16 protein-coding genes and 1 tRNA gene are annotated in these 15,929 nt (G+C 58.9%); 5 read left to right on the top strand and 12 right to left on the bottom strand.

Annotated features, from left to right (window positions below; all coding sequences use genetic code 11):
* The coding region (locus ACESMW_RS09260; protein ID WP_372986752.1) for an inositol monophosphatase family protein at window positions 1-365 on the top strand (365 nt) is incomplete at its 5' end.
* A gap of 71 nt (window positions 366-436) precedes the next feature.
* Here the strand turns inward: ACESMW_RS09260 and secF are convergent.
* The 7 genes from secF to ACESMW_RS09225 all read right to left on the bottom strand — a co-directional run bounded on the left by secF (window position 437) and on the right by ACESMW_RS09225 (window position 6,725).
* Window positions 437-1,390: a protein translocase subunit SecF gene (secF, locus tag ACESMW_RS09255; RefSeq protein WP_372986751.1), complete on the bottom strand. Its 954-nt coding sequence runs from the start codon at window positions 1,388-1,390 to the stop codon at window positions 437-439.
* Window positions 1,383-3,260, bottom strand: coding sequence for a protein translocase subunit SecD (gene secD, locus ACESMW_RS09250; protein WP_372986750.1), 1,878 nt, complete (start codon window positions 3,258-3,260; stop codon window positions 1,383-1,385). The genes secF and secD overlap by 8 nt, the downstream gene beginning before the upstream one ends.
* Window positions 3,261-3,357: 97 nt before the next feature.
* Window positions 3,358-3,720 (bottom strand): preprotein translocase subunit YajC, encoded by a 363-nt coding sequence (gene yajC, locus ACESMW_RS09245; protein WP_343809273.1) that lies wholly within the window; start codon window positions 3,718-3,720, stop codon window positions 3,358-3,360.
* A gap of 29 nt (window positions 3,721-3,749) precedes the next feature.
* A complete protein-coding gene (gene tgt / locus ACESMW_RS09240; protein ID WP_372986754.1) occupies window positions 3,750-4,871 on the bottom strand; it encodes a tRNA guanosine(34) transglycosylase Tgt in 1,122 nt (373 codons plus the stop codon).
* Window positions 4,872-4,885: 14 nt separating this feature from the next.
* Window positions 4,886-5,989, bottom strand: coding sequence for a tRNA preQ1(34) S-adenosylmethionine ribosyltransferase-isomerase QueA (queA, locus tag ACESMW_RS09235; protein WP_372986749.1), 1,104 nt, complete (start codon window positions 5,987-5,989; stop codon window positions 4,886-4,888).
* A 35-nt stretch (window positions 5,990-6,024) separates the two neighbouring features.
* Window positions 6,025-6,111, bottom strand: a tRNA-Leu gene (locus tag ACESMW_RS09230).
* Between the two features lie 50 nt (window positions 6,112-6,161).
* Window positions 6,162-6,725, bottom strand: coding sequence for a nitroreductase family protein (locus tag ACESMW_RS09225; RefSeq protein WP_372986748.1), 564 nt, complete (start codon window positions 6,723-6,725; stop codon window positions 6,162-6,164).
* A gap of 139 nt (window positions 6,726-6,864) precedes the next feature.
* On the opposite strand from ACESMW_RS09225, the gene ACESMW_RS09220 reads away from it, so the two are divergent.
* Together ACESMW_RS09220 and ACESMW_RS09215 are read left to right on the top strand one after the other, a co-directional pair.
* Window positions 6,865-7,176, top strand: a complete 312-nt coding sequence (locus ACESMW_RS09220; RefSeq protein ID WP_092002566.1) for an Mpo1-like protein — start codon at window positions 6,865-6,867, stop codon at window positions 7,174-7,176.
* A gap of 1 nt (window position 7,177) precedes the next feature.
* Window positions 7,178-8,635: an adenylate/guanylate cyclase domain-containing protein gene (locus tag ACESMW_RS09215; RefSeq protein ID WP_372986747.1), complete on the top strand. Its 1,458-nt coding sequence runs from the start codon at window positions 7,178-7,180 to the stop codon at window positions 8,633-8,635.
* Between the two features lie 15 nt (window positions 8,636-8,650).
* Here ACESMW_RS09215 and queF read toward each other — a convergent pair whose 3' ends face one another.
* Genes queF through ACESMW_RS09200 form a run of 3 tightly spaced genes read right to left on the bottom strand, consistent with a single transcriptional unit; the run spans window position 8,651 to window position 11,210 of the window.
* Window positions 8,651-9,475 (bottom strand): NADPH-dependent 7-cyano-7-deazaguanine reductase QueF, encoded by an 825-nt coding sequence (gene queF, locus ACESMW_RS09210; RefSeq protein WP_372986746.1) that lies wholly within the window; start codon window positions 9,473-9,475, stop codon window positions 8,651-8,653.
* A 14-nt stretch (window positions 9,476-9,489) separates the two neighbouring features.
* Window positions 9,490-10,263, bottom strand: coding sequence for an ABC transporter permease (locus ACESMW_RS09205; RefSeq protein WP_372986745.1), 774 nt, complete (start codon window positions 10,261-10,263; stop codon window positions 9,490-9,492).
* Window positions 10,260-11,210, bottom strand: a complete 951-nt coding sequence (locus ACESMW_RS09200) for an ABC transporter ATP-binding protein (RefSeq protein ID WP_372986744.1) — start codon at window positions 11,208-11,210, stop codon at window positions 10,260-10,262. The genes ACESMW_RS09205 and ACESMW_RS09200 overlap by 4 nt, the downstream gene beginning before the upstream one ends.
* Window positions 11,211-11,460: 250 nt before the next feature.
* Between ACESMW_RS09200 and ACESMW_RS09195 the strand changes: the two genes are divergently transcribed.
* Entirely contained in the window at window positions 11,461-12,579 is a 1,119-nt protein-coding gene (locus ACESMW_RS09195; protein ID WP_372986743.1) for an organic solvent ABC transporter permease, read from the top strand.
* Here ACESMW_RS09195 and ACESMW_RS09190 read toward each other — a convergent pair.
* Together ACESMW_RS09190 and ACESMW_RS09185 are read right to left on the bottom strand one after the other, a co-directional pair.
* Window positions 12,569-13,882, bottom strand: a complete 1,314-nt coding sequence (locus tag ACESMW_RS09190) for an HD-GYP domain-containing protein (RefSeq protein WP_372986742.1) — start codon at window positions 13,880-13,882, stop codon at window positions 12,569-12,571. The two genes, ACESMW_RS09195 and ACESMW_RS09190, sit on opposite strands and share 11 nt — an antisense overlap.
* A 158-nt stretch (window positions 13,883-14,040) precedes the next feature.
* Window positions 14,041-14,631 carry a hypothetical protein gene (locus ACESMW_RS09185; protein WP_372986741.1) on the bottom strand — a complete coding sequence of 197 codons (591 nt, stop codon included), beginning with the start codon at window positions 14,629-14,631 and terminating at the stop codon, window positions 14,041-14,043.
* Between the two features lie 190 nt (window positions 14,632-14,821).
* Between ACESMW_RS09185 and ACESMW_RS09180 the strand changes: the two genes are divergently transcribed.
* Window positions 14,822-15,838: a Fe(3+) ABC transporter substrate-binding protein gene (locus ACESMW_RS09180; protein ID WP_372986740.1), complete on the top strand. Its 1,017-nt coding sequence runs from the start codon at window positions 14,822-14,824 to the stop codon at window positions 15,836-15,838.
* The last annotated feature ends 91 nt before the right edge of the window (window positions 15,839-15,929 follow it).

Raw genomic sequence — 15,929 nt, 5'->3', positions numbered from 1 at the left:
TCGACAAGGCCGCGGTTGCGACCAACCTGCTGGACCAGGCGCGCAAGAGCGAGAACTCCCAACTTTGGGGTGAGATGGCCGCTGTCGTCGCCCACGATTCAGCCATGTTCCGCAGTTCCGGCTGCGTGGTATTGGACATTGCGCGGGTTGCCTCCGGCAGCCTGGATGCCGCCATCATTTTCCGCCCGGAAGAAGCCGATATGGACCTGGGCGTGACCCTGGCCATGGAATCCGGCGCTCTGACCGGCGATTTCTCCGGCAACCCCTCCACCGGTAACGCCCGGCAACTGGTCGTGGCCAACCCGAAACTGTTCCGGGAAGTCCTGAAAACCCTGCACCCGTTCCGGGCTCGCCTGCCGCGCTGATCCACCCTTTTCGGCAAGCCATAAAAAAACCGCCAACTCCTCGGAGTGGCGGTTTTTTTGTGCCCGGAGATTTACATCCGGTTAAGCCATTCGGGCGGCTCTTCGTCTTCTTCCTCCCCGGCGGCGCCCTCCTTGACCGGCAGCATCATGTCCTCGCGGGACACACCGAGCGCGATCAGCAGGTTGGCGGAGACGTAGATGGAGGAATAGGTACCCACCAGCACACCGATAATCAACGCCAGCGCAAAGTTGTTGATTGCCTCACCCCCGAACAGGTACAGCGCAAACAACACCACCAACGTGGTACCGGACGTGTTGATGGTCCGGCTGATGGTCTGATGGATCGAGGTATTGATGATGTCCCAGGCATCCCCGACGCGCATCTTACGGAAGTTCTCCCGGATGCGGTCCGCAACAACGATGGTGTCGTTCAGGGAGTAACCGATCACGGCCAGCAACGCAGCCAGCACGGTCAGGTCAAAGGTCCACTGGAACAGCGCGAACACACCCAGAACGATGATCACATCGTGGGCCAGCGGAATCACCGAGGCGATACCGAACTTGAACTGGAAGCGCATACCTACATAGATGAGCACAACCGCCAGAGCCAGCAACAGACCCAGACCACTGTCTTCCTTCAGCTGCTCGCCCACCTGGGAACCGATGAACTCGGAGCTGATCAGTTCGAACTCCGCGCCGCCCTTCTGAAGGGCATCAGCAACTTCAACGGCAAGCTCATCATTACCCGCTTCCGCCAGGCGGATCAGGATCGTCGTATCGGAGCCGAAATTCTGGACCACGAAATTGTCGAATCCACCCTCATCCAGCTGGCTACGGATATTCTCCAGTGACGGCGCTTCCGCATATTCGAACTCAACGGACGTGCCCCCTGTAAAGTCCATACCCAGGTTCAGACCGCGAACCGCCAGCAAGGCAATCGAGGCAATGATCAGGGCGATGGAGAGGACGGAAGCGGCCTTCCGGAACCCCATAAAATCAAACGGTTTCTTCTCCAGCTCAGACATTTGCCAGCTTCCCTCCAATCGACAGCTTTTCGATCTCCCGACCGCCATACACAAGATTCACGATGCTGCGACTGACCATCAGCCCTGAGAACATCGAGGTGAGAATACCGATGCACAGGGTGACGGCGAAGCCCTTGACCGGGCCGGAGCCCATGGCGAACAGGATCACCGCGACCAGCAGTGTGGTGATGTTGGCATCAAAGATCGAGACGAATGCCCGCGAATAACCGGAGTTGATCGCCAGTTGCGGCGCCACCCCTGCTTTCAGCTCTTCGCGTATTCGCTCGAAGATCAGCACGTTCGCATCCACCGCCATACCAACGGTCAACACGATACCGGCAATACCTGGTAACGTGAGCGTCGCCGACAGGATAGACATGCAGGCAATCAACAGCATGAGGTTGAGCGTCAGCGAGACGTTGGCAATCAGCCCGAACCCGCGGTAATAGACAATCATGTACAGCAGCACCAGCCCGAAACCGAGCGCCACCGACATCACGCCGGCATCGATGTTCTTCTGACCGAGGCTCGGCCCGATGGTCCGCTCCTGCACGAAGTACATGGGGGCCGCCAGGGCACCGGCACGCAACAGCAGCGCAAGCTCGGCTGCTTCCGGAATGGAATCCAGCCCGGTAATCCGGAAGCTGCTGCCAAGAGCGGACTGGACGGTTGCCAGGCTGATGATGCCCTTCTCCACAACCCGCTTCTCGACCATAGTGGGCTCACCGTCCACCATCTGGCTTTCGGTTTCGGTGCGGTATTCGATGAACAAAACGGCCATCCGGCGACCAATGGCGTTGCGGGTGGCACGGTTCATCAGGTCACCGCCCACGGAGTCCATGGTGATGTTGACCTGTGGCTGGCCGTTCTCGTCAAACGCCTGCTGGGCGTTAGCCACATTGTTACCAGTGGCAATCACATCACGCTCAAGGCGCGCAGTGCGCTGGGGATTATCCCGGAAGCTGTACTGCTCCGTTTCGCTGGCCGGCGCATCGGGACGGGCCTCAAGTCGGAATTCCAGATTGGCGGTGGCACCCAGCACCCGCTTGGCCTGAGCCGTATCCTGCACGCCAGGCAACTCCACGATGATGCGATCACTGCCCTGGCGCTGGACCAGAGGCTCCGCGACACCCAGTTCATTCACCCGGTTACGGATCGTGGTCAGGTTTTGCTCTAGCGCATACTCCTGGATGTTCCTTACTTCCTCTTCGGACAGGGACAACACGAGGAGAAATTCATCGCCCTCGGTCTGCTCGTCCATCAGAAACTCATTGTACTGGTCCCGGACCATGTCAAAGGCTTCTGTACGGGAACCCTCATCCCGGAAACTCAGGACGATCTGCCGGTCACCGGCATCCACATCGCCACCACGATAACGAACCCGCTCTTCACGCAATTCCCGTTTGATCTGACTGGACAAGGCCTCCAGCCGCTGCTGCAGCGCCGTATCCATGTCCACTTCAAGCAGGAAGTGCACACCACCACGCAAATCCAGACCCAGCTTCATGGGTCCTGCACCGACGGCTTTCAGCCAGTCCGGGGTGGACGCAGCCATGTTCAATGCCACCAGGTATTCGTTGCCCAGCGCCTGCTGGACGGTCGGGCGGGCCTTGAGCTGGTCATCGGAGCTGGTCAGGCGGATCAGGGCATCACGCTCTTGAAGGGAGCTACTCTTCACCGTGATGCCTTCGGATTCCAGCGCCTGGACCGCACGTTCCAGCACGCGTTCATTCACTTCGGTGCTGCTACGGGCGCCGGTAATCTGGATGGCGTAATCATCGGGGAAAAGGTTCGGCAGAGCGTAGATAAACCCGATCACGAGCGCGACCAGGATAACCAGGTTTTTCCAGAGCGGGTACTTGTTCAGCATGGGTTCCCTTAATAGCCGGCCCGGGGGCCGGCCTTGGTTGTCAGCCAGAAAGAATCAGACAGGCAGGTTCCTGGGAAGGCAGATAGCCTCACCTGGATCAGATATCCTTCAGGGTACCTTTGGGCAGGGCTGCAGCAACGGCAACCTTCTGAACCTTGATTTCGACGTTATCGGCCACTTCGACCACGATGAAGTCATCAGTCACCTTGGTGATCTTGCCGGCAACACCACCGGAAGTCACAACTTCATCACCCTTGTTCAGACCGGACATCAGCGCCTTGTGCTCCTTGGCACGCTTGGACTGGGGGCGCCAGATCAGGAAGTAGAAAATCAGGATAAAGCCGGCGAAGAAGATCACCTGCCCCATCACGCCCATGCCCTGGGCTGCGGGATCCTGGGCCATAGCCAGTGCCGGCATCAGGGCCATCAGTCCAGCAACAAGAAACTTCATTGATTTCATTTATTATCTCCGTTGGTTTGGCAATTCATTCAGGCACCGGCCTGCGGCGGTACCGATTCGCCGCGAAGGGCGTAGAAGTCGCTAACAAAGTCCGACAATGTACCTGCTTCAATGGCCCCACGCAATCCAGCCATCAGGTTCTGGTAGAACCGCAAGTTGTGGATCGTATTGAGCTGCGCGCCCAGCATTTCTCCACACTTATCCAGATGATGCAGGTAACTTCTCGAAAAATTCTGGCAAGTGTAACAGTCACAACGCTCATCCAGCGGACTGATGTCATGGCGATGACGGGCGTTGCGGATCTTGATGATGCCGGTGGATGTGAACAGGTAGCCATTCCGGGCGTTCCGTGTGGGCATCACGCAGTCGAACATGTCCACTCCCCGGCGCACCGCCTCGACGATATCCTCCGGGCGGCCAACGCCCATCAGGTAGCGCGGCTTGTCCTCGGGCATTTTCGGCGGCAGGTGATCGAGGATACGGATCATGTCTTCCTTCGGCTCCCCCACCGACAGCCCGCCGATGGCGTAGCCGTCAAAACCGATCTCTGTGAGCCCCGCCAGGGACTGGTCCCGCAGCCCTTCGTACATGCCACCCTGGACGATACCGAACAACGCGGCCGGATTGCCCTCGTGGGCATTCTTGCTGCGTTCCGCCCAGCGAAGGGATAGCTGCATGGATTCCCGGGCCTGCTTCTCGGTTGCCGGGTAAGGCGTGCACTCGTCAAAGATCATGACGATATCCGAGCCCAGATCCCGCTGTACCTGAATCGCGATTTCCGGTGACAGCTCCACTTTCGAGCCATCCACCGGTGACCGGAAGGTCACGCCCTCTTCCGTGATCTTGCGCATCTCGCCCAGGCTGAACACCTGGAAACCGCCGGAATCGGTAAGAATCGGGCCCTGCCACTGGGTAAAATCGTGCAGGTCACCATGTGCCTTCACCACTTCAGTGCCGGGGCGAAGCATCAGGTGAAAGGTATTACCTAGAATGATCTGGGCACCGATTTCATGGATGTCCCGGGGCAGCATGCCCTTGACGGTGCCATAGGTACCGACGGGCATGAATGCCGGCGTCTCGACCACACCCCGAGGAAACGTCAGCCGGCCACGCCGCGCACGACCGTCTTCGGTGATTTTCTCGAAGGACATGAAGCAGGAATTGGTCACGATGATTCTCCGGACTCGTCGGATTCGGTAGTGGCAGCACTGGCGTATGCGCCCAGGAGCATGCCGCGGCTGGGCTCCTGGCTGGTGATAAACATGGCATCGCCGTAGCTGAAGAAACGGTAGCGCTCGGCCACGGCTTCCCGGTACGCCGCCATCACATTGTCGTAACCGGCAAAGGCACTGACCAGCATGATCAGGGTCGATTCCGGCAGATGGAAATTGGTAATCAGGGCGTCCACGGTCTGGAAGCGGTAACCCGGATGGATAAAGATATCGGTCTCTCCCCGGAACGGCCGCACACGGCCACCCCGGCTCGCGGACTCCAGGGACCGTACCGATGTGGTACCAACGGCAATGACACGCCCGCCGCGGGCACGGGTCCGCTCGATCGCTTCGACGGTTTGCTCCGGCACATGCGCAACCTCGCTGTGCATCACGTGGTCCTCGATTCGCTCCACGCGCACCGGCTGAAAGGTACCGGCCCCCACATGCAGTGTTACAAAGGTGGTTTCGACACCTTTCTCCCGAAGCTGCTCCAGCATCACCTCGTCAAAGTGTAACCCCGCCGTCGGGGCTGCCACCGCACCGGCCTCCCGGGCATAAACCGTCTGGTAACGTTCCCGGTCAGAGGATTCGTCGGGGCGGTCTACATAGGGTGGCAGCGGCATATGGCCAATACGCTCGAGCAGTTCGAGAACAGGCTCAGCGGTTTCGGCCATCAGCCGGAACAGCGCACCCTCGCGCTCGACCATGCGCAGCACACTGCCATCTTCCAGAATCACCTTCTGGTCGGCTTTGAGAGCTTTGGAGGCACGGACATGGGCGAGGATTTCGTGTTCACCGGTTACCCGCTCGACCAGCACTTCCACCTGGCCGCCGGTTTCTTTCCGGCCGAACAACCGCGCCGGAATCACCCGGGTGTCATTGAATACCAGCAGGTCACCTTCCTGGACCAGGTCCTGCAGGTCTGTGAACCGGAGATGGTCAACCTTGCCGGTCAGCCCTTCAAGGTAAAGCAGACGGGAGGCGCTGCGCTCCGTGAGCGGATACCGGGCTATGAGTTCGTCCGGAAGATCAAAATAAAAGTCGGAGACGTTCATGGGATGGACTGGTTACGACACTGCAGGAAAGATGATGGTAGCGGCGGGCGGACTCGAACCGCCACGGGTTTTACCCCAACGGATTTTGAATCCGTCGTGTCTACCAATTTCACCACGCCGCCATCGGAGAGTGTGGGGGATTATACTGACGTTATTTTCGAAAGCAATAACATTACCGGCGTTCAGGCGGCCAGTCCGAGACGAACTCCCCAACCTCCGGCCGAGGCACCTTCGGCTTCTCCGTGGCGACCGTTCCGGTATACAGAAAACCGATGATGGATTCCTGCTCTGACAGACCCAGACCTTCCCTGACTGCCGGATGGTAGGCCATCGTGCCTGTACGCCACATCACGCCGAACCCGGCCTCCTGCAGCGCCAGTTCCAGAAAGCTCATGCCGGCGCCCGCGGACAACAGCTGCTCCACTTCCGGAACCTTCGGATGTTCGCTCGGAGACGCAATCCCCACAATGATCATCGGTGCCCGCTGCGGCGCGCGGCGCAACTTCTCAATGTCCTGCTCGTCGGCATTGTTGGGACAGGTGGACGCAAACAGCTCGCCCAACTGCTCAAGCCCTTCCCCTTCGACCACCAGGTAACGCCAGGGCCGCAACAGGGCGTGATCCGGCGCCCGTGCGGCGCAGGCAAAGGCACGCTCCAGGGTTTTCCGGTCCGGGGCGGGGGCGGTGAGGCGCGGTTCGGAACTGCGATTGAGAAGGAACTCGGTAACGGACGTCATATCGACTCGCTGTCTGGAAAAAATGTGTTCAAAAAGCCCTGTTTAGAAGCCCACACGCGAATTGTGGCTTATACGTAATACTGGTAACCTTCAACTCTGGTTGGCCCATGTTAACAACTATAAATGAAGTGGCAGCACCATGAATGACCAGAATGAATTTCGCAACTTTTCAGAATTCTATCCTTACTATCTGGAAGAGCACAGTGATGTCACCTGCCGGCGCCTGCATTTTGTCGGCAGCCTGCTGGTCCTGATCGTGGCAATCTGGGCGATCACCTCGGGCAAACTGTTGTGGTTACTGGCGCTCCCGGTTATCGGATATGGCTTTGCCTGGGTGGGCCACTTCAAGTTCGAGAAAAATCGCCCGGCTACCTTCAAATACCCGCTTTACAGCCTGATGGGAGACTGGGTGATGTTCCGAGACATGCTGATTGGCAGGATCCGTTTCTGAGATGATGAGCGCCCCTGTGGACTTGCGAAACGCAAGCAACAGCGCCGGCAACGCGCTGTCCCACGAGCAGGGCAGCAGTTCAACGGCCGTTCCCCCGATGCCGGATTACAGCGGGCGTATCCTTGCCTATACGGTCACTGCCGTCATCATCGTCATCGGTGTCCTTCAGAGTGCCTTTGAACATTGGCTGTTGTGGCTGGTTGCCGGGGCCCTGCTCTGGCCCCACATCGCCCACTTCCTTACCCGCCGAACCTTTCTGAACCGCTCTCCACGCATCCGCCAGAAGATGTTGCTGGTCGATTGCGTGTTCGGCGGCACGTTCATCGGTTTAACCGGACTGGTAGCCGTGCCCGCGGTTTCAGTGGCCCTGATGATGATGTTCAGCTGCCTGATCATCGGCGGCATCCGCCAATGGCTGATGGGCACCACCCTCATGGCATCCGCGATTGCTGCCGGCGCTGCCCTCGCCGGGCCCGCCGAGTCCTTCCAGTCGCCGCTGCTGACCAGTATCAGCGCGGTGCTGGCCACCGGTATCTATATCTGCGTTACCGCCTTCTATTCCCACCAGCAGGCGCGCGCCCTGATGCTGGCCAAGACCCAGATCCAGAACCAGCGGGAACAATCCATCGCCCTCTCCCATAAACTGTCCAAGTACCTGTCGCCCCAGGTCTGGCAGTCCATCTTTACCGGTGAACGGGATGTCCGCCTGGAAACCCAGCGCAAGAAGCTGGCGATCTTCTTTTCGGACATCAAGGGCTTCACGGAGCTGTCCGAGGAGATGGAGCCGGAGGCCCTCACTGAACTGCTGAACCACTACTTCAACGGCATGTCCGAGGTAGCCCTGAAGTACGGCGGCACCATCGACAAGTTCGTGGGTGATTCCATCATGGTGTTCTTCGGGGACCCCACCAGCCGGGGCCAGAAGGAAGATGCTTTTGCCTGCGTATCCATGGCCATCGAAATGCGCAAACACATGAAGATCATGCGCCAGAAGTGGCGGAGCCAGGGCATCAAGACGCCCCTGCAGATCCGCATGGGCATCAGCACCGGCTACACCACCGTGGGCAACTTCGGCGCCGAGAACCGGATGGACTACACCATCATCGGCAAGGAAGTGAACCTTGCCAGCCGGCTCGAATCCCTGGCCGAGCCTGGTGAGATCCTGGTTTCCTATGAAACCTTCTCACTGATCAAGGACCGGATCATGTGCCGTGACAAGGGCGAGATTACGGTCAAGGGCTTTACCAAGCCGGTGCCGATTTACGAGGTGGTGGACTTCCGCCGGGACATGGGCCCGAACCGCAGCTTCCTGGAACACGAGCACAGCGGTTTTGCCATGTACCTGGACTCCGACAAGATTACCGAGAAGGAACGCAAGGCGATCCTGGAAGCGCTCGAGGATGCCGCCGACCGCCTGCGCTCCGAAGAGGAACTGCCCGACTCCGGCAAACTCGGCTGAACCGGGCCACTCCGGTTACTGCCGGATCAGCCTCGGCCCCGCACTCCCTTCTGCCTGCGTACTTCGCCACGGGTTGATGTCGAGCCCGCCTCGGCGCGTGTAGCGCGCGCACACCGCCAGTTCCGTTGGCTGGCAATGCTCCATCAGATCGGTGAAGACCGTCTCCACGCAGTGCTCGTGGAAATCCTGCTTGTTCCGGAAACTGACGACGTACCGCAACAACGCCGAACGGTCGATCTTCGGCCCGGTGTAGCTGATCAGCAGCGTGCCCCAGTCCGGCTGCCCGGTTACCGGGCAGTTGCTCTTGAGCAGGTGTGAGCACAGTTGCTCGGTCACCACCCCTGCACTCTGTTCTACAGCCAGGCATTCCGGCGCGTACTGGTACACCACATCGGCCACCGGCTCGTCATCAATCAGGAGGTAACCCTCGGGGCGACCGATCGCTTGCCCGCTGTCATCGACACTGTGCAGGTTCACCCGGACCGCGGCGCCACAGGCGCTGGAGAGATCGCTGACCACCGTCTCCACCAGTTGCTCCGGCGTGGAGAAAACATGCTGGTTCAGCGAATTGAGATACAGCTTCAGGGACTTTGATTCAATGATCGACGGCGATGCCGCCGGCACGAAGATCTCTGCCCAGGCGACAGCAGGCACACCGCCAGGCCGGAGCCAGGAAACTTCCCAGGCCTGCCAGAGGTCCTCACCGAACCAGGGCCAGCGACCATCCTCAAGCCCGATCCGGCGGCGGTTTTCATCCCGCGCCACCGGGAACAGCAGGTTCGGGTCGTAAGAATCCGGGTATTCGCTGGATTTGCCCAGCGGCGCGTTATGCAAAGCCATATCGGTTCCTGAAATCAGTGGCGGATGCCCTTGCCGCGCTCGAGCATACGCAGGGCAATGAACGCCAGTACAACGATGAAGACCAGAATCATACCAAGAGACACGAACGGATTAACGTCCGAAACACCCAGTATGCCGAAACGGAAGCCGTTCACCATGTACAGGATCGGGTTCGCCATGGACACGCCCTGCCAGAACCCCGGCAACATGTCGATGCTGTAGAACACGCCGCCCAGATACGTCAGCGGGGTCAGCACGAAGGTGGGCACGATCGAGATATCGTCAAACTTGGTCGCCAGCATGGCGTTGATGAAACCGCCCAGAGAAAAGAGCGCGGACGTCAGGAACACCGTCACCACCACCATCGGCAGGCTGTGGATCGACAGCTGGGTGAATGCCAGGGACAACGCCGTGACAATAACGCCAATACCAAGACCACGGGCCATGCCGCCGGTCACGTAACCGGCCAGGATCACCCAGTTTGGCACCGGGGATACCAGAAGCTCCTCGATACTGCGCTGGAACTTCATGGAGAAAAAGGACGACACCACGTTGGCATAGGAATTGGTGATCACCGCCATCATGATCAAACCGGGCACGATGAACTGCATATAGTTAAAGCCGCCCATCTCACCGATCCGCGAACCGATCAGGTTGCCGAAGATGATGAAGTAGAGCGTCATGGTGACTGCCGGCGGCAACAGCGTCTGCGGCCAGATCCGGGTAAACCTGCGAACCTCACGGAGAACAATGGTGTAGAACGCAACCCACAATGCATCAAGCTTCATGCCGCACCCTCCACGTTCTTGCGGGTGTCGGCGGCATTCTCTTCCACCATCCGGATAAACAGCTCCTCAAGCCGGTTGGCCTTGGTACGCATACTGACGACCTTGATGCCAAGCTGATCCAGCTGTGCAAAGACCGTGTTCAGGCCCTGGCCTTTTTCCACGTCCACTTCCAGGGCACCCTCGTCATTGATGCGGCAGGTGACGCCTTCCAGCTCCGGTGCACCGGAGAGCTCTTTCTCGGTATCCAGAACGAAGGTCTCCACGCTCAGCTGCTGCAGCAGCTCGCGCTTACTGGTGTGCTTGAGGATCTTGCCATGGTCAATGATGGCAATATTCCGGCACAGGGCTTCCGCTTCTTCCAGGTAATGGGTGGTCAGGATGATGGTGGTGCCTTCGCGATTCATCTCTTCAAGGAAGGTCCACATGGATCGGCGCAGCTCGATATCGACACCGGCGGTGGGCTCATCGAGAATCAACAGCTTCGGCTCGTGTACCAGCGCCCGGGCAATCATCAGGCGGCGCTTCATACCACCGGAAAGCATGCGGGCCGGAGTGTTCCGCTTGTCCCAGAGGCCCAGCTTCTTGAGGTATTTCTCGGCGGACACCGAGGCCCGACTGAGAGGAATGCCGTAATAGCCCGCCTGAGTGGTCACGATATCGAACACTTTTTCGAACTGATTGAAATTGAACTCCTGAGGCACAACCCCGAGGTTCAGTTTCGCACCCGCGAGGTTGGTGTCGATGTCATGGCCGAACACCCGGACCTTGCCGGCGGTCTTGTTCACCAGTGAGCAGACGATGCCCAGCGTCGTGGATTTGCCGGCGCCATTGGGGCCCAGCAACGCGAAGAAATCCCCTTCCCTGACATGAAGATCAATCCCCTTCAGGGCCTGGAACCCGTCACCATAGGTCTTGGTGAGGCCCTCAATTTCCAGTGCGTTGGTCATAGCTCATCCCGGATCCGATGGATTTCGATGGCAGCCAGCACAGCCGTGCACGCCAAAAAGTAGAGTGCTATTCATTGTGGCAACCTCGTGAAATTCAAGGGTATGCCTGTCGCCCCGGCAAAACCGCCAAACTGCGACAGGTATCGCGATATCAGCCAACCGCCATCCCTATAATGCAGTTACAACAACTTACAAAACGCCGGCCGGACTCTCCGCTGCCAGCCATCAAGACCGGGATGTACGCCGAAACATGAGATTCGTTCACCGAACTGCGCCCCTGACCGTCCTCCTGAGCTCCTTCGCCCTGACGGGCTGCCTGGGCAGTGATGACGGCGGCAGTATCGCCGCGGAAACCGGGCAACTCAATTTCAACGGATTCAGCGGCCTGGACTTCCGGACCGCAAGTCAGAGCGGCACCACCAACCTCGACGGCCAGTTCCGCTATTATCCCGGCGAGACCCTGAGCTTTCAGGTCGGGGACCTGGTCCTGGCAGACGGTGTTCCGGCCAGACCCCACGTTACCCTGCTGGAATTCTTCCCCGACATTCGCAGTGCCCTGCAAACCCCGACGGTCGACACCGAAGGCCTTCGCACCCATACCCGCACGGAACTCAACCTGCTGGATAACGGCGCGCTGATGAACATGACCCGCCTGTTGATGTCACTGGACTGGACCCAGGGTGTGCCGGAAGACGAGGGCATCGAAATTCGCCAACGGGTGATCGATCAGCTTAACGCGGCCCTGCCCCTGATTGATGGCACCATCGACTTCAACGTGCCGACCACCGAGTTTACCGCCACGGGCACAACGCCCTCACCTGCGAACCAGCTGCTGGCCAGGATCTGCTTTCACCCGGAAGGAGATGAACTTTGCGAACCCCCGCCCACCCCTGAGCAGATCCAGAATGCCCCGGAACGGCCGGAAAACGAGGAAGACTGGGACCCGGATGTGGAATACCGGCAGGACCTGCAGGCCAAGCGGGATCGCATCCTGGAAGCCATCCGGACCCTGGATGAAATAGACAACGAAGACGCACGAACCTACCTGCGCCGGGAACTGAAGGACATCACCACCACTGTCAGCAACGGCTATTACCTGGATGAAGACGTGGCCAACCACCCGGCCAGTGACACCGAAATCAAGAGCGTCCGGGTGCAACGCATCGGAGGCGACACGGCGCTCGCGGAGATCGAGGCCATCAGCACTCGCCCGGAGGATGTCACCATACACGCGTGGAGTTGGCAGAGTGCCGAGTTGGACTATTTCGTCAGTGGGGACAGCGGTGGTGAATCTGAACTGGTGATGAGCTTCCGCCCCGAAAACACCTACCGCTGGGTACGCAAGAGCCTGCGGGTGATTATCCGCTGATCAGACGACTGAAATTCCAGCGGGATTCCGCACCGGTAACATCATACCGCGAAGGATCCAGACCCTCGGAGCCGTGCGGCAGACATTCCTTCACGATCAGCGCCTCGTTGACGTCCCGGCTCTCGTTGTAACGGGCAAGGTCGATGATGTGTGCAGACTTCAGGGGCTTGTGCTCCTGATCGGTCATCACCATCACCTTCGGCCACAAACGGCGCTCCGGAGAATGGGAAACCACGATGCCACGCTGGCCGTCGCTGAGTTCCACCAGGCTGCCGGTCGGATAGACACCAATCGCCTGGATGAAATTCTCCACCAGGTCTTCCTGGAACTCGATGTTCCTCATCTCGTACAGCAGGCTGACTGCCTTGGCCGGCGTCATGGGGTCATCGCCACCGTCCCGGGGGCCGATCAGGCTCTCAAAATACTCGGCAATACCCGCCACTTTCGCCATCAGCGGAATCCGGGTACCGCGGACACCCTGCGGGAAACCGGAGCCGTTGTGCCGCTCCCGATGACCGCCGACCACGCTGAGCACTGCGCGGGAAACGCCGGTGCCCTCGAGCATGGCGAGGCCCTTCTCAACGTAGGTGCGGTAACGAGCATAGTCCTCGGCGCTGAACTGACCTTCGTGGTTCAGCAGAGAGCGCGGCAGAACCGTCTTACCCACCTGGGACAACAGGCAACCCATACCCAGGTGATTCAGGAGCCCTTCATTGAGGCCGAGATGACGACCGCACACCAGCGCCCAGATCGACGTGTTGAGTGAGTGGCGGTAGATATAGTCATCGTGGGCTCGAATCCGGCTCAGCCACAGCAGTGCGTCGGGATGACGAATCACACTGGCGACCATCTTGCGGGTTATTTCAGCAACCGGGCGAAGGTCGGCCTCACCACCCTCCTGCAGGGATTCGAAGGCACGCTCCAGAGCAATCTCGGCGTCGTCCAGGAGCTGCCGGGAAACCTTGATTTCTTTCTTCAGGGTTGTCGTGGTCTCGTATTGCACCGGCTCCTGAATGGCCAGGGGCGGCAGCTTGAGTTCCTCACGATCACCGCCACGCCTCAGGGTTCTGCGCCCGAACGCCGGCTTGATCTCGCCCTGATCGAATTTCGTGGTGTCCCGGATTTCGGCGACATCGATCATCACCCAGCGGCAATGGGATTTCAGCGCCCGGATGTCATCCTCGGAACGGATGTAGAACCCCTGGATAGGAAACGGTGTCTGGTGCCAAGGCCGGTCCAGATCGGACACAAACATGCCCACTTCCAAGTCATGAACCGCAACTTTTCTCTGCTGGACACCCACGAGAGTCACCCCTGAAAATTATTCATTTTTAGATATTTGACATTCTGAACCAGCTTACACAAGAGTCCATTACATTTTCGTACCCCAAAAGATCCAGAAAGTAACTGAAGGTAAACAGACTGTAACGCCGTGATCTGAATCACACCGCTCACCCCTGGCTATTCGCAGGCGGATTCATCGAAGGCCGGAAGACTGGCACTCAGGGATCCGCGAGGTACTTTACGAGTATAGACAGTGTAAGGAACGGGAGAAGCACGAAGATAATCCATATTGACGATCTCCCCTTCGCGCTCCGACTCAGGCACCACCGGCTCGCAGGCCACCAGCAATTCCAGACGCCCCTCTATGCCTGCAATCCGGGCATTGCTCTGCCCCGGGTTCACCACGAGACACGCCGATGGATCCAGGTCCTCCCGACGCACCACCACCCGATCCACCCCGGGTTCCGCGCAGGCGCGGATTCCGTCCCCGCACTTGCCCGCATCCTCATGGGAGTCATCCTGCAGTCGCCATATCCGGGCACTGCACTGGGTTTCCACTTTCAGTGCCGTGGAACGGTCGTTGAGGACCCACCAGTCGGGATATTCCGCCGAGTTCCAGGACACCCGCACCTGGCGGGACTCACCCTGTGAGTTCTCTGCCGGAAACATGGCGAAATGGCTGTAGTAGCTGGCGCAGCCGGGCAAGAGAGCCACCAGCGGAATAAAAAGAAACAATATTCTGTGCATCATCCCTGCTTTTCCAGTCATTCCGGAATCCCTGTATTACGAAAAACTTCATGTTTTTTAGAGTGTTCTGAAGAATACCACCATTTTGCCTGAAATATTCCAAAGGTGATATTGACTCTGCCGCCAATACAAATGAGAATGGTTGCTGTTTTTAGATGCTTGTGACTCTTACAAGCGAAACAAACTCAAATCAGGCAGAGGTAACATCATCATGCGCATGAAACTGGCAGCAACCGCAGCAATGGCCCTGGCGGCCATGCCACTCTCCGCATCCGCCGACGGCGAAGTCAACATCTATTCCTACCGCCAGGCATACCTGCTTGAGCCGCTGCTCAACGCCTTTGAAAAAGAAACCGGCATCGAGACCAACGTGGTCTTCGCCAAACAGGGTCTGGCCGAGCGCCTGGAGCGTGAAGGCCGCAACAGCCCGGCGGATGTAGTCATGACGGTGGATATCTCCCGCATCAACGAACTGGTCGAGCGCGATCTGGTTCAGGGCGTGGAGAACGACGTACTGAACAAAAACATCCCGGAGAACCTGCGTCATCCGGACGGCAAGTGGTTTGCCCTGACCACCCGCGGCCGCCTGATTTTCGTCTCGAAAGATCGCGTGGAAGAAGGTGAAATCACCACCTACGAGCAACTGGCGGACGACAAGTGGGAAGGTCGCATCTGCACCCGCAGTGGCAAGCACCCGTATAACGTGGCCCTGTTCTCTTCCATGATCGCCCACCACGGCGAGGCCGAAACCGAAGAATGGCTGGCCGGCCTGAAGGACAACCTGGCCCGCAAGCCACAGGGTGGCGACCGCGACCAGATCAAAGCCATCGCCGAAGGTGTGTGTGACGTTGCTATCGGTAACAGCTACTACTACGGCAACATGCTGCAGGACGAGAACCAGCGCCCGATTGCCGAACAGGTTCGCCTGGTGTTCCCGAATGCCGATGACCGTGGCACCCACGTCAACATCAGTGGCATCTCCCTGACCAACAGCGCACCGAACAAGGAAAACGCCATCAAACTGATGGAATTCCTGTCCTCGCCGGAGGCCCAGCGCATTTACGCCGAGGCCAACACCGAATACCCGGCCAACCCGGAAGTAAAGCCCTCCGGTCTCGTTGCCGAGTGGGGTGAAATGAACCCGGACGACCTGTCCCTGCAGGAAATTGCCAATAACCGCAATGCCGCAGTGAAACTGGTTGACCGCGTCGACTACGACGGCGAGTAATCGCGCCGGACCGACAGCAATAAAATCAGGGAAAGGGCGCTGCGGCGCCCTTTCCTGTCTCGGGTGTATCGGTTCCGAAAATGACGCGAGT

Origin of the sequence: Marinobacter sp. (assembly GCF_041690455.1) — a bacterium.
In the GTDB taxonomy this organism is placed as follows: domain Bacteria; phylum Pseudomonadota; class Gammaproteobacteria; order Pseudomonadales; family Oleiphilaceae; genus Marinobacter.
The sequence above is the reverse complement of the archived record's forward strand: the minus strand, read 5'-3'. Positions and strand labels throughout refer to the sequence as shown.

Excerpts from the sequence above, each read along its gene's own strand:
- secF (WP_372986751.1), bottom strand. The coding sequence starts at position 1,390 with ATGTCTGAGCTGGAGAAGAAACCGTTTGATTTTATGGGGTTCCGGAAG.
- secD (WP_372986750.1), bottom strand. The coding sequence starts at position 3,260 with ATGCTGAACAAGTACCCGCTCTGGAAAAACCTGGTTATCCTGGTCGCG.
- yajC (WP_343809273.1), bottom strand. The coding sequence starts at position 3,720 with ATGAAATCAATGAAGTTTCTTGTTGCTGGACTGATGGCCCTGATGCCG.
- tgt (WP_372986754.1), bottom strand. The coding sequence starts at position 4,871 with ATGTCCTTCGAGAAAATCACCGAAGACGGTCGTGCGCGGCGTGGCCGG.
- queA (WP_372986749.1), bottom strand. The coding sequence starts at position 5,989 with ATGAACGTCTCCGACTTTTATTTTGATCTTCCGGACGAACTCATAGCC.
- ACESMW_RS09225 (WP_372986748.1), bottom strand. The coding sequence starts at position 6,725 with ATGACGTCCGTTACCGAGTTCCTTCTCAATCGCAGTTCCGAACCGCGC.
- ACESMW_RS09220 (WP_092002566.1), top strand. The coding sequence starts at position 6,865 with ATGAATGACCAGAATGAATTTCGCAACTTTTCAGAATTCTATCCTTAC.
- ACESMW_RS09215 (WP_372986747.1), top strand. The coding sequence starts at position 7,178 with ATGATGAGCGCCCCTGTGGACTTGCGAAACGCAAGCAACAGCGCCGGC.
- queF (WP_372986746.1), bottom strand. The coding sequence starts at position 9,475 with ATGGCTTTGCATAACGCGCCGCTGGGCAAATCCAGCGAATACCCGGAT.
- ACESMW_RS09205 (WP_372986745.1), bottom strand. The coding sequence starts at position 10,263 with ATGAAGCTTGATGCATTGTGGGTTGCGTTCTACACCATTGTTCTCCGT.
- ACESMW_RS09200 (WP_372986744.1), bottom strand. The coding sequence starts at position 11,210 with ATGACCAACGCACTGGAAATTGAGGGCCTCACCAAGACCTATGGTGAC.
- ACESMW_RS09195 (WP_372986743.1), top strand. The coding sequence starts at position 11,461 with ATGAGATTCGTTCACCGAACTGCGCCCCTGACCGTCCTCCTGAGCTCC.
- ACESMW_RS09185 (WP_372986741.1), bottom strand. The coding sequence starts at position 14,631 with ATGACTGGAAAAGCAGGGATGATGCACAGAATATTGTTTCTTTTTATT.
- ACESMW_RS09180 (WP_372986740.1), top strand. The coding sequence starts at position 14,822 with ATGCGCATGAAACTGGCAGCAACCGCAGCAATGGCCCTGGCGGCCATG.